17 protein-coding genes are annotated in these 25,179 nt (G+C 67.0%); 10 read left to right on the top strand and 7 right to left on the bottom strand.

The genetic code is table 11. The features are described 5' to 3' along the window. Positions 1-53: 53 nt before the first annotated feature. Complete coding sequence (locus tag AC3A6M_RS14840) at positions 54-596, top strand: FKBP-type peptidyl-prolyl cis-trans isomerase (protein WP_487853491.1); 543 nt, start codon at positions 54-56, stop codon at positions 594-596. A 91-nt stretch (positions 597-687) separates the two neighbouring features. On the opposite strand, the gene AC3A6M_RS14845 is transcribed toward AC3A6M_RS14840, so the two are convergent. The 5 genes from AC3A6M_RS14845 to AC3A6M_RS14865 form a co-directional block, all read right to left on the bottom strand. Then, the gene (locus AC3A6M_RS14845; RefSeq protein ID WP_487853700.1) at positions 688-1,740 is read right to left on the bottom strand and encodes a hypothetical protein; all 1,053 of its coding nucleotides are present in this window, start codon (positions 1,738-1,740) and stop codon (positions 688-690) included. After that, positions 1,740-4,436, bottom strand: coding sequence for a DNA mismatch repair protein MutS (gene mutS / locus AC3A6M_RS14850; protein ID WP_487853492.1), 2,697 nt, complete (start codon positions 4,434-4,436; stop codon positions 1,740-1,742). Before mutS ends, AC3A6M_RS14845 begins: the two co-directional genes overlap by 1 nt. An 87-nt stretch (positions 4,437-4,523) precedes the next feature. Then, on the bottom strand, positions 4,524-4,748 hold the full coding sequence (locus AC3A6M_RS14855) for a hypothetical protein (protein ID WP_487853493.1): 225 nt from the start codon (positions 4,746-4,748) through the stop codon (positions 4,524-4,526). 163 nt (positions 4,749-4,911) lie between these two features. Beyond that, complete coding sequence (locus tag AC3A6M_RS14860; protein ID WP_487853494.1) at positions 4,912-5,169, bottom strand: hypothetical protein; 258 nt, start codon at positions 5,167-5,169, stop codon at positions 4,912-4,914. Positions 5,170-5,253: 84 nt separating this feature from the next. After that, a complete protein-coding gene (locus tag AC3A6M_RS14865; RefSeq protein WP_487853495.1) occupies positions 5,254-5,622 on the bottom strand; it encodes a hypothetical protein in 369 nt (122 codons plus the stop codon). Between the two features lie 138 nt (positions 5,623-5,760). Between AC3A6M_RS14865 and AC3A6M_RS14870 the strand changes: the two genes are divergently transcribed. Beyond that, the gene (locus tag AC3A6M_RS14870; RefSeq protein WP_487853496.1) at positions 5,761-6,477 is read left to right on the top strand and encodes a hypothetical protein; all 717 of its coding nucleotides are present in this window, start codon (positions 5,761-5,763) and stop codon (positions 6,475-6,477) included. Positions 6,478-6,525: 48 nt separating this feature from the next. Here AC3A6M_RS14870 and cphA read toward each other — a convergent pair whose 3' ends face one another. Next, complete coding sequence (gene cphA, locus AC3A6M_RS14875; RefSeq protein WP_487853497.1) at positions 6,526-9,102, bottom strand: cyanophycin synthetase; 2,577 nt, start codon at positions 9,100-9,102, stop codon at positions 6,526-6,528. Positions 9,103-9,118: 16 nt separating this feature from the next. Continuing rightward, positions 9,119-11,302: a cyanophycin synthetase gene (locus AC3A6M_RS14880; RefSeq protein ID WP_487853498.1), complete on the bottom strand. Its 2,184-nt coding sequence runs from the start codon at positions 11,300-11,302 to the stop codon at positions 9,119-9,121. Positions 11,303-11,588: 286 nt separating this feature from the next. Here AC3A6M_RS14880 and AC3A6M_RS14885 point away from each other — a divergent pair, with 286 nt between their 5' ends. The 8 genes from AC3A6M_RS14885 to AC3A6M_RS14920 all read left to right on the top strand — a co-directional run bounded on the left by AC3A6M_RS14885 (position 11,589) and on the right by AC3A6M_RS14920 (position 25,177). Next, on the top strand, positions 11,589-13,871 hold the full coding sequence (locus AC3A6M_RS14885) for a cyanophycin metabolism-associated ABC transporter (RefSeq protein ID WP_487853499.1): 2,283 nt from the start codon (positions 11,589-11,591) through the stop codon (positions 13,869-13,871). A 3-nt stretch (positions 13,872-13,874) separates the two neighbouring features. Beyond that, positions 13,875-14,354 carry a cyanophycin metabolism-associated DUF1854 family protein gene (locus AC3A6M_RS14890; protein ID WP_487853500.1) on the top strand — a complete coding sequence of 160 codons (480 nt, stop codon included), beginning with the start codon at positions 13,875-13,877 and terminating at the stop codon, positions 14,352-14,354. A 336-nt stretch (positions 14,355-14,690) separates the two neighbouring features. After that, entirely contained in the window at positions 14,691-15,521 is an 831-nt protein-coding gene (locus tag AC3A6M_RS14895; protein ID WP_487853501.1) for a PEP-CTERM sorting domain-containing protein, read from the top strand. Between the two features lie 101 nt (positions 15,522-15,622). Continuing rightward, positions 15,623-16,927, top strand: coding sequence for a glycosyltransferase (locus AC3A6M_RS14900; protein WP_487853502.1), 1,305 nt, complete (start codon positions 15,623-15,625; stop codon positions 16,925-16,927). A 63-nt stretch (positions 16,928-16,990) separates the two neighbouring features. Next, entirely contained in the window at positions 16,991-18,067 is a 1,077-nt protein-coding gene (locus AC3A6M_RS14905; protein ID WP_487853503.1) for an SDR family oxidoreductase, read from the top strand. Between the two features lie 154 nt (positions 18,068-18,221). Next, the gene (locus AC3A6M_RS14910; protein WP_487853504.1) at positions 18,222-20,756 is read left to right on the top strand and encodes an excinuclease ABC subunit UvrA; all 2,535 of its coding nucleotides are present in this window, start codon (positions 18,222-18,224) and stop codon (positions 20,754-20,756) included. A 120-nt stretch (positions 20,757-20,876) separates the two neighbouring features. Next, positions 20,877-24,350, top strand: coding sequence for a response regulator (locus AC3A6M_RS14915; RefSeq protein WP_487853505.1), 3,474 nt, complete (start codon positions 20,877-20,879; stop codon positions 24,348-24,350). Further along, the gene (locus AC3A6M_RS14920) at positions 24,323-25,177 is read left to right on the top strand and encodes a CheR family methyltransferase (protein WP_487853506.1); all 855 of its coding nucleotides are present in this window, start codon (positions 24,323-24,325) and stop codon (positions 25,175-25,177) included. The genes AC3A6M_RS14915 and AC3A6M_RS14920 overlap by 28 nt, the downstream gene beginning before the upstream one ends. The last annotated feature ends 2 nt before the right edge of the window (positions 25,178-25,179 follow it).

Here is a 25,179-nt window from a genome sequence, read left to right on the forward strand (position 1 = left end):
GCTTCGGCATTGGCAGGAGTATAATCGGCGCCTTAATTACGAAAGGAAGCGCAATGAAGATTGCCCAGAATACGGTAGTGTCGGTCAACTACAAACTGTCCGATGCCCAGAACAACCTGATCGAAGACGGCGCCCAGCCGATGGTGTACCTGCACGGCGGCTACGAGAACACGCTGCCGAAGATCGAAGAGGAACTGGACGGCAAGGAAGTGGGCTATTCGTCGACCATCCAGATCGAGCCGGAAGACGCCTTCGGCGACTACGACCCGAGCCTGCTGAAAGTCGAAGAGCGTTCGCGCCTGCCGGAGCCGCTCGAAGTCGGCATGCAATTCGAAGGCGTGGCCGAAGGCAGCGAAGACGAACCGACCATCTTCACCGTGACCGAGATCGCGGACGACAAGGTCGTTCTCGACGGTAACCACCCGCTGGCCGGCATGGCACTGCGCTTCGACTTGTCGGTGATCGACGTGCGCGCCGCGACCGAAGAAGAAATCGCGCATGGCCACGTGCATGGCGCGCATGGCCACCACCACGGCCATGACGACATGGACGACGGCGAAGAAGGCGACCACTTCCGCAGCCAGCCCCTGAACTGATCGGGCAGGAATGACAACGGGCCGCTGGCATTGCGGCCCGTACCCATTCACGCCTGCTGATTTGCGCACATCCGATCGCTCACTTGATCATTTATTTGATCGCTTTCGGATGGCGTTTCTCTTCCTGCTTTTCCTGTTTGTCCTGTTTCTCCGGCCCGGCCCTGTCGCCGGCCTCGCTTCCCTCGTCCACCCTGAACAGGGCCTTGCCCGCCGGGTCCACCGCGACCTCGATTTCCCGTTGCCCCACCGACAGATGGCCGAGGTTGCCGCGCCATTCGATCGCCGGCTTCGCCCCTTTGGCCAGCGGCGCGCTGTCGACCAGCAGCACCTTGCCCGGGAATTTCTGCGCCAGCGACAGCACCAGGCGGCGCGTCTCGGCGAAGCCATCGTTGTCCGGCACCGCGCGGCGCAGCAGGGCGCGCAGGCCGGTCGGCTGCGATAGCGCCTTCAGGTCGCCCTCCGCGAACAGCACGATCGCCTCCAGCCGGTCGCGCCGGGCGATCGCGAACAGGCGGTTCAGCCAGAAGCGGTTGGCCACCAGCCGGTCTTCGTACTCGCTATTGCGGCCCGCTTCGGTCAGGTAGTGGTTGTTGTTGGCGGGGAGGTTGAGGGTCGCATACAGCACCTTGCCGACCGACCAGTGGGCATTCTCCGCATAGCTGCGAAAGCGCGGACTCATCGACTGGCGCGTGAGCGGCAGCTTGCGCGCGCCCAGCGTCTTCGGCTCGGCGTAGAACAGCTCGCGCAGCCGGTTCAGGCGCTCGATCGCGTTCGAACGGCCGGCGCTGTTGCGGCAATCGGTCCAGTCGCTGGCGGCCGGCACCACCACGGTCGGGCGGCGCGCATCGCCGATCAGCTCGCGGCGCTGCTGGTACAGCTTGTCGCTGCAGGCTTCCTTGGCGCCCTTGATGCCGGTGACTACCACGAAGGCGGTCGATTTGTCGTCGGCGGCCTCGAGGGCATGCCTGAAACGGCTTTCGTCGCCGTCGGCAGGGCTGTGCCCGACCACCGCGAACCGGTGCGCCTCCTCGTCCTGCGCATCCCTGGTGTCCTTCGCCGCCAGCGCGCCGGCCGAGAGCAGGGCGGCGGCCAGCAGGACGCCCAGGCGCAGGCGGGCCGCTAGCGAAGGCACGGTTGGCGGCATCACGCGCTGGCCAGGCGCTTGAGTTCGTACAGCCGCTCGAGCGCTTCGCGCGGGGTCAGCGCGTCCGGATCGATGGCATCCAGCAGGGCCAGCGCGGGCGACTCGTCGGGCGCCTGCGCGGCGGCCGGCGCGGCCTGCGCCAAAGCCTGCGCCGCTTCGGCATCGACCTCGTCATCGCACGGCGGCGCGGCGAACAGGTCGAGCTGGGGCGTGGCGTCGAGCGCCTGCGACTCCAGCCGCGCCAGGTGCTTGCGCGCGGCGCGGATCACCGCCGGCGGCACGCCCGCCAGCTGCGCCACCTGCAGGCCGTAGCTCTGCGAGGCCGGGCCGTCCTGCACCGCATGCAGGAACACGATGCTGTCCTTGTGCTCGACCGCCGACAGGTGCACGTTGGCCGCGCTCGGGTGCGCTTCCGGCAGCTGGGTCAGCTCGAAATAGTGGGTCGCGAACAGGGTGAAGCTGCGGCTCGTTTCGATCAGGTGGCGCGCGATCGCCCAGGCCAGCGCCAGGCCGTCGAAGGTCGAGGTGCCGCGCCCGACTTCGTCCATCAGCACCAGCGAGTGCTCGGTGGCGCCGTTCAGGATCGCCGCCGATTCCGTCATCTCGACCATGAAGGTGGAGCGGCCGTTCGCCAGGTCGTCGGAGGCGCCGATGCGGGTGAAGATGCGGTCGATCGGGCCGATCGTCGCGCTGGTCGCCGGCACGTAGCTGCCGACATAGGCCAGCAGCGTAATGAGCGCCACCTGGCGCATGAAGGTCGACTTGCCGCCCATGTTCGGACCGGTAATCAATAGCAGGCGCCGCTCGTTCGAGAGCTGGCAGTCGTTCGCGATGAAGCGCTCGATCTGGTTCTCGACCACCGGATGGCGGCCCTCGACGATGGTCAGGCAGGGCGCATCGACCAGCTGCGGCCTGCACCAGTTGTTGCGGACCGCATGCGCGGCCAGCGCCACCAGCGCGTCGACCTGGGCGATGCCGCCGGCGACCTTCTGCAGGCAGGCGATGTGCGGAGCGAGCTCGCCGAGCAGCAGGTCGTACAGCAGCTTCTCGCGCGCCAGCGCACGGTCCTGGGCCGACAGGGCCTTGTCTTCGAAGGCCTTGAGTTCCGGCGTGATGTAGCGCTCGCAGTTCTTCAGGGTCTGGCGGCGGCGGTAGTCCTCGGGCACCTTGTCGGCCTGGCCGTTGGTGACCTCGATGTAGAAGCCGTGCACCTTGTTGTACTCGACGCGCAGGTTGGCGATGCCGGTGCGGGCCCGTTCGCGCGTTTCGAGGTCGACCAGGAACTGGCCGGCGTTCTCGGACAGCGCGCGCAGCTCGTCCAGCTCGGCGTCGAAGCCGCGCGCGAACACGCCGCCGTCGCGCACCATGGCGGCCGGTTCTTCGGCGATGGCGCGCGACAGCAGGTCCAGGCAATGCTCGGGGATGGCGATCGCTTCATGGATGTCGCGCAGCAGGCAGGAGTCGCCCGGGATGAAGCAGCGTGCGACCTGCTCGCGCAGCACCGGCAGCTGTTTCAGGCCGTCGCGCAGGCTGGCCAGGTCGCGCGGGCGCGCGGTGAGCAGGGCGATGCGGGTGGTGATGCGTTCGACGTCCGGCACGTGGGCAAGCGTGCCTGAGAGCGCGCCGCAGGCGTCGTGCTCGGCCAGCGCGGCGATCGCCTCGTGGCGGCCGCGCGCCACCGACTGGTCGCGCCGGGCGTGGTGGATCCAGTGGCGCAGCAGGCGCGAGCCCATCGCGGTGCGGCAGCCGTCCAGCAGCGAGAACAGGGTCGGCGCTTCCATCCCGCGGATGGTCTCGGTCAGCTCCAGGTTGCGGCGCGTGGCGGCATCCAGGCCGATGAATTCGCTCTCGGATTCGACGGCCAGGCTCTTCACGTGCTGCAGGCCGCGGCCCTGGGTCGACTGGGCGTAGCGCAGCAGGGCGCCGGCCGCCCCGAAGGCCGCGCCGAGGCCGTCCGCGCCAAAGCCGCTCAGGGTCGATACGCCAAGCTGGTCGAGCAGCGCCTTGTGGCCGTGCACGACTTCGAAATGCCACTCCGGCACGCGCTGGTTGTGGCCGATCGTGGTCTCTTCGAACATGTCGGCGCTGGCGTCCGCGCGCAGCACTTCGGCCGGCGCGATCCGCTCCAGTTCCTGTACCAGGCGCAGGGCGGCATTCTTCGCATCGGCCGTGAATTCCATCAGCTTCAGGGCGCCGCTCGCCAGCGACAGCCAGGCCAGGCCGGTGGTCACGTGCTTGCGGTTCGGGACCGTGCACACGGCCAGCAGCGGGCGCTCGGCCTTCTCGGGCAGCAGGTCGGCATCGGTCAGGGTGCCGGGCGTGACCACGCGCACCACCTTGCGTTCGACCGGGCCCTTGGCGAGGGCCGGATCGCCGATCTGTTCGCAGATCGCGCAGGACTCGCCGAGCTTGACCAGCTTGGCGAGATAGGGATCGAGCGAGTGGAAGGGCACGCCCGCCATCTTGATCGGATTGCCGTTCGAGGTTCCGCGCGCCGTCAGCGTGATGCCCAGGATGCGCGCGGCTTTCTCGGCATCCTCGAAGAACAGCTCGTAGAAGTCGCCCATGCGGTAGAACACCAGCATGGTCGGGTACTCTCCCTTGATGCGGAGGTACTGTTGCATCATCGGGGTGTGTTTTTCTGCGGTGGCGAGCGCCTTGGCCGCGGCGGCATTGATTTCGTGTGGAACGTTCATGGCTTGGCAATCGGAAGCCCGGCAGGGGGCCGGGCTTGGGGTTGCCATTTTACCGCGTTGGGGCTCGGCGGGGAGGGGAATGAAGCTTCATCGCTCGCGCGCCCGCCGCCACTCCGGCCTGGCCAGCACCCGCAGCGCCGTCGCGAGGTCGACCTGCTGGTATTCGAGCGCCTGCGCCGCCGCGGTGGTGCTGCATGCCCGCAGTGCGTCGCGGATTTTCTCTGCGGTGGCGTGGTCGCTGCGGCGGTCGCCGAGGGTGTTGCGGCGAGCCTCGGTGGCGCGGCGGTGGTCGTCGATCCATTGGTAGCTCATGTCATCCTCCGTTGTCGTAATGACATGATCTTCCCTTGCCTATGTGGCAAGTTGGCGGGAGTCAAGGAAAGCAGGGAGTGGAAGCAATGGCGGCCTGGAGGGCAATCCAGCGCAGGGCTGGCCGGATGCCTGGCGCAAGCATCCGGCCGGGGGGTGGCCTGGATCAGCTGCCGGCCGGGGCGGCGGGGTCGGTCTTGCGCAGCGATTTGCCCGGTTCTTCCTTCGTGCCGGCAAGCACGCGCAGCGCCACCTGTACATCCACCTGCAAATGCTGCATCGCCAGCGCCGCCGCCTGGACGCTGTCCGCGCGCAGGGCGTCGCCGATATCGCTGGCGGTCTGCTCGTCGATGCGCCGCTCGAACCGGCGCTCACCGGAGTAAAGCCGGGGAACCTTGTGACTGCTCATCCGCAAATAGCTCATGGTCGCCTCCATCGGTTGTGTCGGTAGAGGTATCTTCGTATATTTGCGCGTAGGAAATTTAGTTGACATCAAGAAATTTAATGCCTAGGACAGCCTTGCATGCGCCAGGATGATCCAGGCCACCGCGATCACGACCATCCCCGTCAGGCTCACGCAGGTCCAGGTGAAGAACCAGGCCGACAGCAGGCCGGCCTGCAGCACTTTTTCGAACAGCAGGCCGAGGGCGAAGTCGAAGGCGGTGAGGAAGGACCAGCGGCGCAGGTAGACCGGCAGGTAGCGGCTCATCCTGCGGTTGTGCTGGAAGGCGGCGTGGCGCTCGATGCGGGTGCGGGCCGCGCCCACGTCGCGGAACAGCCAGTCGAAAAACAGGAAGCGGTACCACAAACCCCAGAAAGACGATTCCGGCGCGTCGCCTTGCGCCGGCTTTTCATTGTGCCTTTTGTCAATTGTCATGATCTCACCGCTTGTCAAATGGCATCGTCAATCGATCGCCGGGACGATGTCGTGACCGTCCATCCTACGTCATGACCTGTCTCGAGCATGTGCGATGGCTAACCGAATCGTTTTTATTTAACGGCAAGGGAGGAGAGCATGAAGAAGACCTGGATCAAGGCGCTGGCATCGGCGCTGCTGGGCGCGGCCTGTGCGGTCGCGCAGGCGGGCGTGATTGCGCTCGACGCGACGCCGGGCTGGTTCGACCACGACGATGGCACCCGCATCCTGCACATCGGCGAGCACGGCATCGTCGGCAATCTCACCCTCAGCATCGATTTCGCCAAGTGCAACGACCCCGGCGTGGGCGAGGACGGCCAGTGCATCGACAATACCGGCTCCTTCGACAACGAGATCTATTTTCGCCTGAGTTCGCCGACCGGCACGACGGTCAGCCTGGTCGCGCCCTGGACCTACAGCGGTTCCAGCGTCGGTGCGGGGCGGGTCACGGTGCGCTTCGACGATGCGGCCGGCTGGCAGGTCGGCAGCCCCGACTTCAACAACGGCAACGTCACGGCCGGCAGTTTCCGGCCGATCGAGGCGCTGGGGGGCCTGGGCGGTAGCGACATGTTCGGCGACTGGACGCTGCTGGTGGGGGATGCGGGGTATCGCGATCCGCTGCAGTATTTCGGGGCGAGACTGGAAGTGGAGAGTAGCGGGGCGGTGGTGGCGGAGCCGGGGGCGGCGGCGGTGATGGGGGCGGGGTTGCTTGCGATGGGGGCTGCGCTGCGGCGCCGGGGGCTTGTAGGTCAACTTGGGTTCCCGCCTTCGCGGGAAGTCATTTCCGGCAGTGCCGGGAATGACAAACCATTGTAAAAAAAGGGGCGCCATCCAGCGCCCCTCTTCATTCCATCCGAAGCCAGATCAGGCCTTCGCCTCCGCCACCCGCTTGGCGATATGCGCCAGCGCCTCGTCCACCTGGTCGATCAGCACCAGCGACAGGTCGCCCGGCTGCAGGCGCTCCAGCGCGCGGTCGATGGCGACGAACTCGCCCTTGATTTCCTCGATGTGGCTGGTGCGGGTCGCGTCCGCCAGGCCGTCGCGCAGCAGGGCCACGACTTCGCCTTCCGAGCGGCCGCGCTGGCACTGGTCTTCGTACAGCAGCACGTCGTCGAAAGCTTTACCCAGGATGCGCGTCTGGTCGCGGATGTCTTCGTCGCGGCGGTCGCCGGCGCCGCTGATCACCACCGAGCGGCGCCGGGCCGGCATCGCTTCGACCGCGTTCACCAGGGCCTGGATCGCGTCCGGGTTGTGGCCGTAGTCCGCGATCACGGTGGCGCCCTTGTAGTCGAACACGTTGAAACGGCCCGGCGCGTTGTCGCTCTCGCCGACGAAGGTCTTCAGGCCGGTACGGATCGCGCTCCAGTCGATGCCGACCGCCCAGGCCGCGGCCACCGAGGCCATCACGTTCTCGACCTGGAAGCCGATCACGCCGCCGCGGGTGATCGGCACGTCGGTCAGCGCGATCCGTTCCTCGCTCTTGCCTTGCGCCGCCACCAGGTGGCCTTCGTCGACGTAGACGATGCGGCGGCCCTGGGCGCGGTGCTTCTGCATGAGCGGCAGCGAGCAGTCCAGCGCGAAATAGGTGACGTCGCCGCGGGTGTTCTCGGCCATCGCGGCCACGATCGGGTCGGCGGCGTTCAGCACGGCCATGCCGCCCGGCGCCACGTTCTGCACGATCACGCGCTTGAGTACCGCCAGGTCTTCCAGCGTGGTGATGTAGTTCAGGCCGAGGTGGTCGCCGGCGCCGATATTGGTCACCACCGCCACCTGGCAGCGGTCGAAGGCCAGGCCTTCGCGCAGCATGCCGCCGCGCGCGGTCTCGAACACGGCGGCGTCGACGTCCGGGTGCAGCAGCACGTTGCGCGCGCTGCGCGGACCGCTGCAGTCGCCGCTGTCGATGCGGCGGCCCTGGATGTACACGCCGTCGGTGTTGGTCATGCCGGTGCGCAGGCCGGAGGCCGCGATCAGGTGGGCGATCAGGCGCACGGTGGTGGTCTTGCCGTTGGTGCCGGTCACGGCCACCACCGGGATGCGGCCGTCGTCGCCGGGCGCGTACAGGGTGTCCATGATCGCTTCGCCGACCGCGCGGCCCTTGCCGAACGACGGCGAGATGTGCATGCGCAGGCCGGGCGCCGCATTGACTTCGACGATGCCGCCGCCCTGTTCCTCGATCGGTTTCAGCACGCTGTCGCACACCAGGTCGACGCCGCAGATGTCCAGGCCGACCATGTGTGCGGCGGCGATGGCGCGCGCGGCCACTTCCGGATGCACGTCGTCGGTGACGTCGGTGGCCGAGCCGCCGGTCGACAGGTTGGCGTTGTTGCGCAGGGTGACGCGCTGGCCTTTCGGCGGGACCGATTCGGCGTCATAGCCCTGCTTGGCCAGCGAGGCGAGGGCGATGTCGTCGAAGCGGATCTTGGTCAGCGCGGTGCCATGGCCGCTGCCGCGGCGCGGGTCGAGGTTGACGGTGTCGACCAGCTGGCGCACCGTGTGCACGCCGTCGCCGACCACGTGCGGCGGGTCGCGGCGCGCGGCTGCGATCAGCTTGTTGCCGATCACGAGCAGGCGGTAGTCGTGGCCCGGCAGGTATTTTTCGACCAGGATGTCGTCGCGGAATTCCGACGCCGCGTGGAAGCCGGCGGTGAGCTGTTCGCGGGTGGTGACGTTCACGGTCACGCCCTTGCCCTGGTTGCCGTCCTTCGGCTTGATCACGACCGGTACGCCGATCTCCTGGGCCGCGGCCCAGGCGTCGTCCGGATCGGTCACGACGCGGCCCAGCGGCACCGGCACGCCTGCGGCGTCGAGCAGCTTCTTGGTCAGTTCCTTGTCCTGCGCGATCGATTCGGCGATGGCGCCGGTGGCGTCGATCTCGGCGGCCTGGATGCGGCGCTGGCGGCTGCCCCAGCCGAACTGCACCAGGCTGCCCTCGGTCAGGCGACGGAAGGGGATGCCGCGGGCGACGGCGGCATGCACGATCGAGCCGGTCGAGGGGCCGAGGCGCACGTCCTCGTCGAGTTCGCGCAGCTGGTGCAGGGCGCCGTCCAGGTCGAAGGCCTGGTCGTCGCGCGCGGCCTGGATCAGCTGCTCGGCCAGGGTCAGTGCCAGGCGGCCGACGTCTTCTTCGCTGTACTCGACCACGACCTGGTAGATGCCGCGTTCGATGGTGGCGGTGGTGCGGCTGAAGGTGACCGGGCAGCCGGCCTGGGCCTGCAGGGCGAGGGCCGCCACTTCCAGCACCTGGGCCAGCGGGATGGTGTCGTCATGGCCGGTCGGCTGCAGCGGCCAGATCTCCGGGAACAGGGCCCGCAGGCGCGCTTCGAAACCCGGCAGTGCGCTGATCGATTCCTCCTCCGGCGGGCAGGAGACGATTGCCTCGATCGACGTGTGGTGGCTCCAGAGGTTGGGGCCGCGCAGGGCCCGGACGCGTGATACTTCCATAAAAACCTTCAATCCTTTATTTGTTCTCGAAGCTGCGCAGGCCAGCGCAGATCAGGTCGGTCGGCACGTCCAGCGCCCAGCTTGCGGCGGCGGCGGCCAGCACGGCTTCCGGCTGGCTCGCGGTGGCCGGCTTCAGCTTGGCCAGGCCCAGCAGCGGCGCATCCTCGCCCCCCTGGGCCAGCACGATATGCTGGTCGCGCAGGAAGGCAACGCGGCCGCCGGCGGCGCGGTGCTGCTTCAGGACGTCGTTGTTCTCGTCCTGCGCATAGAAGATCACGGCGCCGTCGGACAGGTCGGCCAGCTTCACGACCTGCGGGTCGGCCGCGTTCAGCACCGACGCACCTTCGGACAGCACGACGTCGACCTGGCTGCGCACCACGTTGAACAGGGCGTCGTCGTCGCGCACGTACAGGTCGGCGACGTCCTCCACCCGGCCCATGCCGGTCACCACGCCCACCAGGCAGCGGTCGTAGGGCAGGCCTTCGCTCAGGATCGCGCGCGCGTTCGATTCGAACACGGCGGCCTGCACGTTCCGGTTGATCAGCAGGCGCTGGGCGGCGTCGAAGCGGGTGCAGTCGGCGCCGGTGAGGCGGCGCTGGTCGAGGAACAGACCGTTGCGGTTGGCCACGCCGACGTGCTTGCCGGACTGCGACAGCACATTGCCGATCAGGCTTGCAACCAGGCTCGCCTCATTGTTCACGCTTGCGGCGCCGGTCACGCCCACCACCGGGATACGGCCGGACGCATTATTCACCTGAGCGCCATCCGCGAACAGGTGCTCGACGATGGCCTTGCCGACTTCGCGCGGCTTGCCGGTGGCCGGCTTGATGTGGGCCAGCAGGCCCGGGCTGGAATTGACTTCGATGATGGCGCCGCGCTGTTCTTCCAGCGGACGCGAGATGTCTTCGCACACCAGGTCGATGCCGGCGATGTCCAGGCCGACCACGCGCGCCGCCAGCGCGGCCACGTGGGCCACGTCCGGGTGCACCTCGTCGGTGACGTCATCGGCGACGTTGCCGTTCGGCTGGATCAGCACCTTCTGACCGTCCGGCGGCACGGAGGCGGCGGTCAGGCCCTGGCGCTGCAGGTCGAGCTTGATCTCTTCGTCGTCCGGGTTGACCAGGCCGAGCGGATGTTCTTCGCTTTCGCCGCGGCGCGGGTCGGTGTTGATCTGGCTGTTGCACAGTTCGCGCACGGTCGACTTGCCGTCACCTAGCACGAACAGCGATTCGCCCTTGGCGGCGGCGACGACCTTCGAGCCGACCACCAGCAGGCGGTGCTCGTTGCCCGGCACGTAGCGCTCGACCAGCACGGCGCTCGAGTCACCCGCTTCGGACGCGATCGCGTAGGCGGCCTTGACGTCGGCTTCGTTCATCAGGTTCAGCGTCACGCCGCGGCCATGGTTGCCGTCGACCGGCTTGACCACCACCGGCAGGCCGATGTCCTCGGCTTCTTCCCATGCCGCCTCGGCGCTGCGCACCACCGCGCCTTCCGGCACCGGCACGCCGCAGGAGGCCAGCAGGGTCTTGGTCAGGTCCTTGTCGCTGGCGATGCTTTCGCCGATCGCGCTGGTGCGATCGGTTTCGGCGGTCCAGATGCGGCGCTGGGCGGCGCCATGGCCGAGCTGCACCAGGTTGCCTTCGGTCAGGCGGATCGAGGGGATGCGGCGCTCGGTGGCGGCATCGACGATGTGGGCGGTGGAGGGGCCGAGGCAGTAGCGGTCGACCAGTTCGGTCAGCTCCGCCACGCTGGCCCTCATGTCGAACGGAGTGTCGTTGATGGCGGCCATCAGGAGGGCATGGCCGGCTTGTAGGGCGGCGCGGCCGACGACTTCGTCGCGGGTGCGGAACGCCATTTTATAGATGCCGACATCGGCGGTGGAGCGGGTCTTGCCGAAGCCGGTCTTCATGCCGGCCAGGTTCTGCAGTTCGAGGACGATGTGTTCGAGGATGTGGCCGGCCCAGGTGCCGTCGCGCAGCCGCTCCAGGAAACCGCCGCGTTCGCCGACGCCGCAGCGGTGTTCGATCAGTCCCGGCAGCCAGGCGGTCAGGCGTTCATTGAAACCGGGAAGGGTGTTCGAAGGACATTCTTCGAGTTCGCCGATGTCGAGCCAGGCCTCGATGACAGGGCGGTAGGTCCAGATGTTCGGGCCACGCAGATGGGTAACGCGAAGAATCTTAATGTCTTTCTTGTTTGTCATGAAAAATATCTTGCCGTGCGCCGACCTCTCTCTCGCCGCGCGGCGTTGCCTTATGTTTGTGCATGGCGCCGAGGTCCACCCACCGGGGAGCCCCTCTTGCTGCAGTGCACATGTTGTATACTTGCCGAAACGAAGCTTACCGCGCTGAACTGAATTCTGCCAGTCTCGTCCCCGCCGATAGAATACCGTATGCATGTCAACCGGCGTGCCCTGCTCAGCGTTCCATCCTGGTGACCTGCCAGCCGCAACGGAAGGTTGCAGCGCACATCTCCATTTCCAAGAGCACATGACGAATCAACAACTAATTCCCTCCGCGCCGCTGGCAAGCGCCAGTTTCCTGCCCGAGCAGTGGCAGGCGGACGTCCAGAAAAAGCTTGCGCCTGGGGAAAACGTTTTAAGCGCCCTTGAGGTTGACCTCGATTCGAAATTACGTTTCACTAGGGGGATACTGGTTGTTACCAACATCCGTCTACTGACTCGCAGCCCCGGCGACAGCCACTGGCGCGACTGGCCTTACCGCGCCGGCCTGGCGATGCGCCACCACGACCATGCCGGCGTCGGCCACCTCGAACTGGTCGACGCCAACGGCCTGCTGGCGGCCTGGCGCTTCACCCTCGGCCAGAACCTGCAGGCGATCCGCCTGGTGGACCAGTTCCACGACCAGGTCGAAAGCTACCTGACCGGCCTCGCCGTCCAGCCGCCCGAGCAGCACAGCTGCCCGAGCTGCAAGGCCCCGCTCGAAGCGGACCAGGAAGAGTGCCCGATCTGCACCAAGGTGCTGCACACGCCGCCATCGACCTGGACCCTGTTCCGCCTGTGGCGCTTCGCCATGCCGTACAAGGGGCAGCTGTTCCTCGGATTCTTGCTGATGTTGGCCAGTACCGGCGCACACATGATTCCGCCCTACCTGACGATGCCGCTGATGGACAACGTCCTGATCCCGTACCAGAACGGGCAGAAGATCGACACCTCGCTCGTCTATTTATATATGGGCGGGCTGTTCGCCTCCGCCATCCTGGCCTGGGCGCTGGGCTGGGGCCGGACCTATATCCTGGCCCTGGTGTCGGAACGCATGGGCGCGGACATGCGCTCGGAAACCTACGAGCACCTGCTGCGCCTGTCCCTGGAATTCTTCGGCGGCAAGCGCACCGGCGACCTGATGAGCCGCATCGGCAGCGGCTCGGACCGCATCTGCGTGTTCCTGTCGCTGCACCTGCTGGACTTCCTGTCCGACGTCCTGATGATCATCATGACCGGCGCGATCCTGTTCAGCATCAACGCCAAGCTGGCCCTGATCACCCTGGTGCCGCTGCCTTTCATCGCCTGGATGATCCACGTGGTGCGCGACAAGCTGCGCACCGGGTTCGAGAAGATCGACCGCGTCTGGGGAGAGGTCACCAACGTGCTGGCCGACACCATTCCCGGCATCCGCGTGGTGAAGGCGTTCGCGCAGGAGCATCGCGAAGCCTCCCGCTTCCGCGACGCGAACAAGCACAACCTGGCCGTCAACGATAAATTGAACAAGGTGTGGTCGCTGTTCTCGCCGACCGTCTCCCTGCTGACGGAACTCGGCCTGCTGATCATCTGGTGCTTCGGCATCTGGCAGGTGAGCAAGGGCGAAATCACGGTCGGCGTGCTGTCCGCCTTCATCGCCTACAGCGGCCGCTTCTACGTGCGCCTGGATTCCATGAGCCGCATCGTCTCCGTCACGCAGAAGTCGGCCTCGGCGGCCAAGCGCATCTTCGACATCCTCGACCATGTGTCGAGCGTGCCCGAGCCGGCCAATCCGGTGAAGCTCGACAAGGTGGAAGGCAATATCGCGCTGCGCGAAGTCGGCTTCCGCTACGGCAACCGCGCCGTCAACCGCGGCATCTCGCTCAACATCAAGGCCGGCGAAATGGTCGGCCTGGTCGGCCATTCCGGTTCCGGCAAGTCGACCCTGGTGAACCTGATCTGCCGTTTCTACGACGTGGCCGAAGGCGCGATCCTGCTCGACGGCAAGGATATCCGCAGCTTCGCGGTGGCCGACTACCGCCGCCACATCGGCCTGGTGCTGCAGGAGCCTTTCCTGTTCTTCGGCACCATCGCCGAGAACATCGCCTACGGCAAGCCGCATGCGACCCGCGAAGAGATCATCGCCGCCGCCCGCGCCGCCCACGCCCACGAATTCATCCTGCGCCTGCCGCAGGGCTACGATTCGATGGTCGGCGAACGCGGCCAGGGCCTGTCCGGCGGCGAACGCCAGCGCATCTCGATCGCGCGCGCGCTGCTGATCGATCCGCCGATCCTGATCCTGGACGAAGCGACGTCGTCGGTGGACTCGGAAACCGAGAAGGAAATCCAGAAGGCGCTCGACAACCTGGTCCAGGGCCGCACCACGATCGCGATCGCGCACCGCCTGTCCACCCTGCACCGCGCCGACCGCCTGGTCGTGCTGGACCGCGGCGCGGTGGTGGAAGAGGGCAGCCACGACGAACTGATGGCGCGCGAAGGCGCGTATTTCCGCCTGTACGAAGCGCAGGCGCGCAACGTCGACCAGGATCCGGACGACTCCAGCCAGGAAGATTAATCGATGACGACCGTACTGCAATCACCGTTTCAACTGCGCCGCGACGCCTTCGGCAAGCTGGTGCTGACCAATGCCGAGGGCGAGGAATTCGTCGGCGTCGCGCCGGTGCGCTCCTTCCCGGTCCAGGCCCCGAGCCGCGGCATCTCGCTGGTGCGCGAGGGCGGCAAGGAAGTCGCCTGGATCGACGACCTGGACGCCATGCCGGCCGACATCCGCAGCCTGGTGAGCGAGGAACTGGAAGGGCGCGAATTCATGCCCGAGATCCTGTCGATCCAGGGCGTGTCCAGCTTCGCCACGCCCTCGACCTGGCGCGTGAAGACCGACCGCGGCGACACCGAGTTCGTGCTGAAGGGCGAGGAAGACATCCGCCGCCTGGGCGCCTATTCGCTGCTGGTGTCGGACAGCCACGGCATCCATTTCCTGATCCGCGACATGTTTGCGATCGATAAGGGCAGCCGGAAGATCCTCGACCGCTTCCTCTGATGCGCCTGCCAGGCGCCGGTCCAGCCGGTGCCTGGGGTCCAGTCCTTTCCGACAACGCTCGCCGTGCGACCGCACTGCGAGCGTTTTTTTGGGCCATACCGGAGTCGCCGGGCCCGTTCAATGAATTTCTTCAAAGAAACTTAAGTTGCTTTCTTTGTCGGAAATATTTACACCGGTATTTTATCCGAAACGCAAATTATTGATTTAGATCACAATTTATTTCTGGCACGGACATTGCTTATATTTAACTGCCGGTACCAACGGTAAATTGTTTTCTGCTCATGTTTAACGATTCACGCTGGCCGTAGCATCCTCATCACTTACATACAAGAAAATATGAAAATCCAAAATTCGATCAAAGCTGCAATTGGCGCGCTCCTGATCGGGGCAGCTTCCCAGGCCTCGGCTACCGTCGTCACGCTCAATGCGAGCGGCGTGCCGAACTACCTGAACAACACGACCTACCAGGGCAGCTTCAACGGTTCGGCCTTCCTGCCGGGCCAGTTCAAGATCAACAGCATCGGCTTCTCGTTCACCTTCGCGGACGACAGCACCGATCCGTTCAGCAGCGTGACCGGCATCTCGACCTCGAGCTCGGCCACCTCGGTGGTCGTCTCGGGCCAGAACAGGACCGCCACCACCACCACCACCACCACGGTGCCGGTGACCCGCACGGGTGAGAAGGAATCGGTCCAGCTGCAGTTCACCGGCCTGACCTTTGCCGGCCAGACCAGTGCCGGCACCCCGAGCCTGGCCTCGGACACGGTGACCGGCCCGGCAGTCAAGGGCGCCGACGTGTATGTGAAGAACGGCGTCATCTGCACCGCCGACCAGGTCGCGCACGATTCCTCGTGCAAGGCCGCCACCTTCTACACCGTCGCCGTCACCAAGACCGACACCACGACCACCGACTACACCGGCAACTTCTCGCTGGCCAACTCGCTGATGTCCTACGACAACCTGCTGGCTGAGCTGATGAGCAGCAAGTCGCTGAACTTCAGCCTCGGCGTCACCGGCGACCTGAACCTGACCAGCGCCGCGCTGAACATCGACTTCACCGACACCACTCCGCCGCCGGTCACCAACGTGCCTGAACCGGGCTCGCTGGCCCTGTTCGGCATCGCCCTGATGGGCTTCGCCGGCATCCGCCGCGCACGCCGCGGCTGAGCACGCGCTTGCCGCCAGGTCCGTCCGCGGACCTGAGACGGGCCATCCCGACACCCTGCACGGTTGACGCCGTGCGGGGTGTTTTCATTTAGAGTGGCGCCATGTCCCCGACAGAGCCCAACCCCAAGCTGCACTTCGTGGTCGTCACCATCGGCTCGGCCGGCGACCTGTTTCCCTTCATGGCGCTGGCGCTGGCCCTGCGCGCGCGCGGGCACCGCGTCAGCTTTCTCGCGCCCGGACAGCACGCGCCGTTCGTGCAGGACACCGGCTTGCCCTTCGTCGGCCTGCCCGTCGACGAGGCCGTGCTGGCCGACCCCGACCTCTGGCATGCGACGCGCGGCTTCGGCGTGGTCTGGCGCGCGACGCGGCCGGCGATGGCGCGGATCGTGCCTTTCGTCGCCGCCCTGCCGGCCGAGGAAACCTGCGTGCTGCTGGTGCATCCGCTGGCCCTGCCGGAGGCCGACCTGTGCCGCAACGCCCGTCCCGGCCTGAAAGTGGCGGCGGCTTACCTGGCGCCGCAGAATCTGCCGACCGTCCACGATCCGCTGATGCTCGGACCCTGGCGGGTGCCGCCCTGGGTGCCGCTGGGCTTGCGGCGCTGGCTGTTGCGGCGCCTGGCGGCAAGCCTGATCGATCCGGTGGCACTCGGCGACGTGAACGCGGCGCGGACCGCGCGCGGGATGCCGCCGGTGGCCGGCATGCTCGAGCACCTGTTCGGCGTGCCCGACCTGTCGGTGACGCTGTTCCCGGAATGGTTCGCGCCGACCCAGCCGGACTGGCCCCGGCCCCTGTACCGCGCCGGCTTCCCGCTGTTCGATCCGAAACCGGACGCGCCGCTGTCGCCCGAACTCGAACGCTTCCTTGGTGGGCCGGGGAGGCCGGTCGCCTTCACCCACGGCACCGGCAACACCCAGGCCCGCGCCTACTTCGAGCATGCCGCCAGGGCCGTGCAACAACTCGGCCTGCGCGCCATCTTCCTGACCCCGCACCGCGAACAGCTGCCGCCCGGCCTGCCGCCGGCGATCCTGTGGCAGGACTACGTGCCGCTGCGCCGGCTGCTGCCGCACCTGGCGCTGCTGGCCCACCACGGCGGCATCGGCACCACGGCCGAGGCCCTGCGCGCGGGCGTGCCGCAACTGGTGGTGCCGTTGGCGCACGACCAGTTCGACAACGCGGCGCGCGTGGCGGCCCTGGGCGTGGGCGCCGGCCTGCCGGCGGCCAGGCTCGACGATGCGCGGCTGGCCGGGACGCTGCGGCAACTGCTCGCCGACGAGGGGCTGGCTGGCCGCTGCCTCGACGTCAAGCGCCGCTTCGCTCCGGACCAGGCGCTCGACGGCCTGTGCGCGCGCCTGGAAGCCCTGGCGGCGGGGCCGCTGCGGCAAGCGACTGATGAGCTGAGGCAATAGCGCGCCGGCCCTCCGGGAAAGCGCGCAAGAATGGCGCTTTCTGGCGATTTCCCGGGAGTGAATATGCAACGAAGCGCACTGGTCGTCGGCGCCAGCGGCATCGGCGGCCGCTATACGGCACGCGAACTGCTGGCCCATGGCTGGACCGTGTACGGACTGGCGCGCCGTCCGCCGCGCGACCTGCCCGGTCTGATCCCCGTGGCCGCCGACCTGCTCGACGAGGTCGGCCTGCAGGCGGCCCTGGCCGAGATGGGAAACGACGCGCCCACCCACGTCTTCATCACGACCTGGATGCGCCAGGCATCGGAAGCCGAGAACATCCGCGTCAACGCCCTGCTGGTGCGCAACCTGCTCGACGCGCTGTCGCCGAAAAAGTCGGTGCGCCACGTGGCGCTGGTGACGGGCCTGAAGCACTATCTCGGCCCCTTCGAAGCCTATGCCAGTTCAGGCACCTTGCCGGATACGCCGCTGCGCGAGTCCCAGCCGCGCCTGCCGCTCGAGAATTTTTACTATGCCCAGGAAGACGAGGTCCATGCCGCGGCCGAGCGCGACCGCTTCACCTGGACCATCCACCGTCCGCACAGCATCATCGGCATGGCGGTCGGCAACGCCATGAACATGGGCACCACGCTGGCCGTATATGCCTCGATCTGCAAGGAGACCGGGCGCCCGTTCCGGTTTCCCGGCTCGGAAGCGCAATGGCACGGCCTGTGCGACGTGACCGATGCGCGCATGCTGGCCAAGCAGCTGCGCTGGGCCGCCGACACCGACGCGGCGCGCAACGAAGCCTTCAACATCGCGAACGGCGACTACTTCCGCTGGAGCTGGCTGTGGCGCCGGCTGGCGGCCTGGTTCGGGGTCCAGGCCGAAGGCTACGGCGGCACCGTGCAGCCGCTGGAAGCCGCCATGGCCAACGATGCGGTTCTGTGGAGCGAGATGGCGCGCCGCCACCACCTGCAGGAGGCCGACCTCGACCGCCTGGCGTCGCCCTGGCACACCGACCTCGACCTCGGCCGGCCGATCGAAGTGATGACCGACATGGCCAACAGCCGGCGCCTCGGCTTTGCCGGATGGCAGTCGACCGAGGATTCCTTTTACGACCTGTTCACGGCCTTGCGGGCGCAGCAGCTGATTCCCTGATTTTCACCACGTCGTTCCCGCGCAGGCGGGAATCCAGGTTTGCTGGCGTTTCGACAGCTCATGCAGAACTTGGGTCCCCGCCTGCACGGGGACGACGCTCTACTGCGTGCGGCAGCGCACCGCCAGCAGCTGCAGAGTGCGCTCCAATGGAGCCATGAAGGCATCCGGCAAACCATCGATCCCCGCCGACCACGGCCGCGTACGCGTGCGCGGCGCGCGCGAGCACAACCTCAAGAACGTCAGCGTGGAGCTGCCGCGCGACGCGCTGGTCGTGTTTACCGGCGTGTCCGGCTCCGGCAAATCCTCGCTGGCCTTCGGCACCCTGTATGCCGAGGCGCAGCGGCGCTACCTGGAATCGGTCTCGCCCTACGCGCGCCGGCTGTTCCACCAGATGCCGGTGCCGGAAGTCGACGAGGTCGACGGCCTGCCGCCGGCGGTGGCCCTGCAGCAGCAGCGCGGCACGCCGACCGCGCGCTCCTCGGTCGGCAGCGTCAGCACGCTGTCGAACTCCCTGCGCATGCTGTACTCGCGCGCCGGCGACTATCCGCCCGGCCAGCCGCTGCTGTACGCCGAATCGTTCTCGCCGAACACCGCCGAAGGCGCCTGCCCGCAGTGTTCGGGCCTGGGCCGCGTCTACGAGGCCACCGAACAGTCGATGGTGCCGGACGATACGCTCACCATCCGCGAGCGCGCCGTCGCCGCCTGGCCGCCGGCCTGGCACGGCCAGAACCTGCGCGACATCCTCGTCACCATGGGCTTCGACGTCGACACGCCCTGGCGCGACCTGCCGAAGAAGGACCGCGACTGGATCCTGTTCACCGACGAGACCCCGACCGTCCCCGTGTACGCCGGCCTCACGCCGGAAGAGACGAAACGCGCCCTGAAACGCAAGGAAACGCCCAGCTACCAGGGCACCTTCACCGGCGCGCGCCGCTACGTGCTGCAGACCTTCGCCAACACCGAAAGCGCGACCATGAAGAAGCGGGTGGCGCGCTACATGGTGAGTACCGAATGCCCGCTGTGCCGCGGCCGCCGGCTGCGCCAGGAAGCCCTGTCCGTGACCTTCGCCGGGATGGACATCACGGAGCTGTCGCGCCTGCCGCTCGAACGGCTGGCCCGGATCCTCGCGCCGTATGCGAAGGGCGAGATCCCGGCACACGCCACCGCCGCCAGCCACCCGGAACAGCTGATCGTCACCCGCCGCATCGCCGCCGACCTGTGCGCCCGGCTCGGCGTGCTGCTCGACCTGGGCCTGGGCTACCTGGCGCTGGAGCGCAGCACGCCCACCCTGTCGCCGGGCGAGCTGCAGCGCCTGCGGCTGGCGACCCAGGTGCGGTCCAGCCTGTTTGGCGTGGTCTACGTGCTGGACGAGCCCTCGGCCGGCCTGCACCCGGCCGATACCGAGGCGCTGCTGGCGGCGCTGGCGCAACTGAAGGCGGCCGGGAATTCCCTGTTCGTGGTCGAGCACGCGCTGGACGTGATCCGGCGCGCCGACTGGATCGTCGACGTCGGCCCGCAGGCGGGCGAGGGCGGCGGCGAGATCCTGTACAGCGGCCCGCCAGAGGGCCTGAAGAAGGTCGAGCGCTCGCATACCCGGCGCTACCTGTTCGGCGATATCCGGGCCGAAGCGCGCACCTTGCGCGAACCGGCCGGCTGGCTGAAGCTCGAAGGCGTCACCCGCAACAACCTGCACGACCTGAAGGCCGAGTTTCCGCTCGGCGTGATGAGCTGCGTGACCGGCGTGTCCGGTTCCGGCAAGTCGACCCTGGTGAGCCAGGTGCTGGTCGACCTGGTGACCGAAGCGCTGGGCCAGGGTGCGCCGGAAGAGGAGGCGGAGCAGGAGCCGGGACTCGAACAGGAGCCGCACATCGAGACGGAAGGCCGGATCGCCGCCGGCATGGAAGGCGTGAAACGCCTGGTGCGGGTCGACCAGAAGCCGATCGGACGCACGCCGCGCTCGAACCTGGCCACGTATACCGGCCTGTTCGACCAGGTGCGCAAGCTGTTCGCCGCCACCCCGGCCGCGAAGAAGCGCCGCTACGACGCCGGGCGCTTTTCGTTCAATGTCGCCAAGGGCCGCTGCGAGCACTGCGCCGGCGAAGGCTTCGTGATGGTCGAGCTGCTGTTCCTGCCCAGCGTGTACGCGCCATGTCCGACCTGCGAGGGCGCGCGCTACAACGCCGATACCCTGAAGATCACGTACAAGGAGCGCAACATCGCCGACGTCCTGCGGATGACGGTGGACGAAGCGTACGCCTTCTTCGAGGACCAGGAAGCGGTGGCGCGCCCGCTGCAGGTGCTGCGCGAAGTGGGGCTGGGCTACCTGCGCCTGGGGCAGAGCGCGACCGAGCTGTCGGGCGGCGAAGCCCAGCGGATCAAGCTGGCGACCGAACTGCAGCGCGCCACCCGCGGCGGCGCTTTATATGTGCTGGACGAGCCGACCACCGGACTGCATCCGTTCGACACCGACCGCCTGGTGGCGCAGCTGAACCGCCTGGTCGACGCCGGCAACACCGTCATCATGGTCGAGCACACGATGCGCGTGGCGGCCGCCTGCGACTGGGTGATCGATATCGGGCCCGGCGCGGGCGAAGCGGGCGGCACGGTGGTGGCTGCCGGGCCGCCGGCACGGGTCGCGGCCAGCCGCGCCAGCCGCACGGCGCCGTATCTGGCTGAATATTTACGCTAACTGCCCGGGATCTATCGCTAACATTGCCGGAAAATGCAAACCGCATGTTCAAACGAACACGTGGTAATTTGCAATTGCGTTACACTTAGGATATTTTTTTCTTAAGAGTAGCCATCAAGCATGACCGGATCGAGTATCGACAGCAACCAGTTCCGACGCATCCTTTCCCGCAATGTCGCCATGCCGCTGGGCATGGGAGTGCTGAGCGCGCTGGTCTTCGTCGGCATTATTGCCTACCTGATCAATGTGCTCAGCTGGGTCGAGCGTTCCGAGCGCACGATCGGGCGCGCCAACGAGGTCAGCCGCATGTCGGCCGACATGGAAGCCGGCCTGCGTGGCTATTTGCTGTCCGGAGACGCCGAGTTCATGGGGCCGTATGCCGAGGCCAAGCCGAAGATCGACGCCGAGCTGAATTCCCTGGCCAGGATGGTGGACGACAATTATTCCCAGCTGGACCGGGTGCGGCGGGTCCGCGCCGCCCAGCGCGAATGGCAATTGTTTGCCGAGGAAGCCATTGCCCGCCGCGCCAAGAATGCCGACGTGGTCGAGCTGGTCAAGAGCGGGCGCGGCAAGATGTTGACCGACGAGGTGCGGCGCCAGTTCAAGCTCTTCATCGAAACCGAAGAGCGCCTCCTGCTGGAGCGCAACAGCTCCTCGCGCAACGTGATCGGCTGGTCGGTCGGCGCCTTCCTCCTGTTCAGCCTGACCGTGGCCGGCCTGCTGGCCCTGTTCGGCCGCCGCGAACTGATGAGCCTATCGAACTCCTATGGCGAGATCCTGGCGCACGAGGCCGAACACAACGCCCTGCTGCGCCACCAGGACTGGCTGCGCACCGGCCAGGCCGAGCTGGCCACGAAGAGCGCGAACCTGCACGACCTCGAGCCGCTGGCGGATGCCGTGCTGGATTATATTACCCCCTATCTCGGCGGCGTCGTGGCCGCCATGTATGCGCGCAGCGACGATGGTACCCTGACCCGCATCGGCGCCTACGGCTTTGCCCACCAGGACCAGCACGCCCGGGTGATCCAGGCCGGGGACTCGCTGGCCGCCCAGGCCGCCAACCAGAACCGCATCCTGACCCTGCGCGAGCTGCCGCCCGATTACATCAAGGTCGGTTCGGGGCTGGGCGAGACGTCGCCGCGCGAACTGCTGATCGCCCCCATCACCAACCACGGCAAGATCAAGGGCGTGATCGAGATCGGTTTCCTGCACGGCGTGCGCGAACGCGATACCGAATTCATGGCGCTGGTCGGGCCGGCGGTCGGCGCTTCGGTCGCCTCCGTGGTCTACCGCCAGCGCCTGCAGCTGGCGCTGGAAGAGCAGCAGGCCATGAACGAGGAACTGCAGGTCCAGCAGGAAGAGCTGCGTACCGCCAACGAAGAACTGGAAGAGCAGTCGCGCGCGCTCGAGGAATCGCAGACGGCGCTGGAAAACCAGCAGGCCGAGCTGGAGCAGACCAACGAACAGCTGGCCGAGCAGGCCGCCAACCTCGACCTGAAGAACGCGGCCCTGACCACGGCCCAGGACCAGTTGCGCGATCGCGCGCTGGAACTGGAGCGCGCCAGCCGCTACAAGTCGGAATTCCTGGCGAACATGTCGCATGAGCTGAGGACGCCGCTGAACAGCTCGCTGATCCTGGCCAAGCTGCTGGCCGATAACGCGGGCGGTAACCTGAACGACGAGCAGGTGCGCTTCGCCCAGACCATCTATTCGGCCGGCAACGACCTGCTGAACCTGATCAATGACATCCTCGACATCTCGAAGGTCGAGGCCGGCAAGCTGGAGCTGGTGCCGGAAGAGCTGCCGCTGCGCCGCGTGGTCGAAGGCCTGGCGCGCACCTTCGAGCCGCTGGCGCTGCAGAAGAACCTGGAGTTTTCGCTGACGGTCGAACCAGGCGTGCCGGCGTCGATCCACACCGACCGCCAGCGTCTCGAGCAGATCCTGAAGAACCTGCTGTCGAACGCGGTCAAGTTTACCGATGCCGGCCGCGTCAGCCTGACGGTCAGCGCGAACGCCGAGGGCTGGGTGCAGTTCGAGGTGCAGGATTCGGGCATCGGCATCGCGCCCGAGCAGCAGGACAAGATCTTCGACGCCTTCCACCAGGCCGACGGCTCGACTGCGCGCAAGTACGGCGGCACCGGCCTGGGCCTGTCGATCTCGCGTGACCTGACCAGCCTGCTGGGCGGCACCCTGACCGTGGCGAGTACGCTCGGCGAGGGCAGCACCTTCATGCTCAGCCTGCCGCGCGACGGCGCGGTCGCCGCGACTCCGCCGGCGCCCCAGCTGGTGCATGCGGCCAAGCCGGCGCGTGGCGAGGCCGTGCCCGCCGTTCCGGCCGCCGAGGAAGCCGCCGAGGCCAGGCCGGCCGGCCCGCGCTTCGACGACGACCGCGCCGAGCCGGCCGCAGGCCGCCGCACCGCGCTGGTGATCGAGGACGAGCCGGAATTCGCACGCATCCTGTACGGCCTGGCGCACGACATGGAATTCCGCTGCCTGGTCGGGCTGACCGCGGAAGAGGGCCTGGAACTGGCCGCCAGCGAGAATCCGGACGCGATCCTGCTCGACATGCGCCTGCCGGACCGCTCCGGCCTGTCGGTGCTGCAGCAGCTGAAGGACAACCCGGCCACCCGCCACATCCCGGTGCACGTGGTGTCGAGCATGGAGAACGGCGGCGAAGCCCTGCACCTGGGCGCGATCGGCTATGCGCTGAAACCCACCAGCAGGGAGCAGCTGGAAGAGGTGTTCCGCAAGCTGAAGGAGAAATCCTCGCAGCAGGTCAAGCGGGTGCTGCTGGTCGAGGACGACGAGCGCCAGCGCGAGAGCGTGGTCCAGCTGGTTTCCGACAACGACGTCGAGATCGCCGCGGTCGGTTCGGGCGGGGAAGCGCTGAAGCTGTTGCGCACGCAGATTTTCGACTGCATGATTATCGACCTGAAGCTGCCTGACATGCAGGGCAACGAATTGCTGCAACGCATGTCGCTGGAAGAACTCTGCTCCTTCCCGCCCGTTATCGTGTACACCGGACGCAACCTGACCCGCGAGGAAGAGGCGGAACTGCTGAAATACTCGCGCTCGATCATCATCAAGGGCGCGCGTTCGCCGGAACGGCTGCTCGACGAAGTGACGCTGTTCCTGCACAAGGTGGAGTCAACGCTGTCGTCGGAGCGCCAGACCATGCTCAAGAGCGTGCGCGGGCGCGACCGGGTGTTCGAGGGCAGGACCATCCTGCTGGTGGACGACGACGTGCGCAACGTGTTTGCCTTGACCAGCGCGCTGGAGCAGCGCGGCGCGCATGTGGAGGTGGGCCGCAACGGCTTCGAAGCCCTTGCCAGGCTCGACGAAGTGGACGCTATCGACCTGGTGCTGATGGACGTCATGATGCCGGGCATGGATGGCCTGGAAGCGACGCGCAGGATCCGCCAGGACCCGCGCTTCACGCGCCTGCCGATCATCGCGATCACGGCCAAGGCGATGAAGGATGACCAGGAGCAGTGCCTGGCCGCCGGCGCCAACGACTACCTCGCCAAGCCGATCGACCTGACCCGGCTGTACTCGCTGCTGCGGGTATGGATGCCGACCATGGAGCGGATTTGAAGCACACGCCCAGCGATATCGACATCGAACTGCGGATGCTGGTCGAAGCTGTCTACCTCAAGTACAACTACGACTTCCGCGACTACACTGGCGCCTCGCAAAAGCGCCGCGTGCTGGCCGCCATGCGCGCGATGGAGTGCGAGACCGTGTCGGCGCTGCAAGCCAGGGTGATGCACGAGCCGAACGCCTTCGCCCAGCTGCTGCAATTCCTGACCATCCCGGTCACGGAAATGTTCCGCGACCCCGAGTATTACCTGGCGCTGCGCCAGCACGTCGTGCCGCACCTGGAGACCTATCCGTCGCTGAAGATCTGGGTGGCCGGCTGCAGCACCGGCGAGGAAGTGTATTCGCTGGCGATCCTGCTGCACGAAGAGGGCTTGCTGGAGCGCAGCCTGATCTACGCCACCGACATCAATCCGGAATCGCTGGAAGCGGCGCGGCGCGGCGTGATGCCGCTCGAGCGCATGCGCCTGTACACCGAGAATTACCAGAAGGCCGGCGGCGCCAGGGCGTTTTCGGATTACTACACCGCGGCCTATGGCGGGGCGCTGTTCGAGCGCGCGCTGGTCGAGAACGTGACCTTCGCCGACCACAGCCTGGCCACCGACAGCGTGTTCGCCGAAACCCATTTCATCAGCTGCCGCAACGTGATGATCTACTTTAACCGGCGCCTGCAGAACCGGGTGCTGGGACTGTTCCACGAATCGCTGGTGCACCGCGGCTTCCTGGGACTGGGCAGCAAGGAAAGCATCGACTTTTCCAGCTATGCCCAGCGTTTCGAACCGCTCGCCAGGCGCGAGCGGATCTTCCGCAAGGTGGGCGCGTGATG

This window comes from Telluria sp. Soil_C_11 (genome assembly GCF_057657395.1).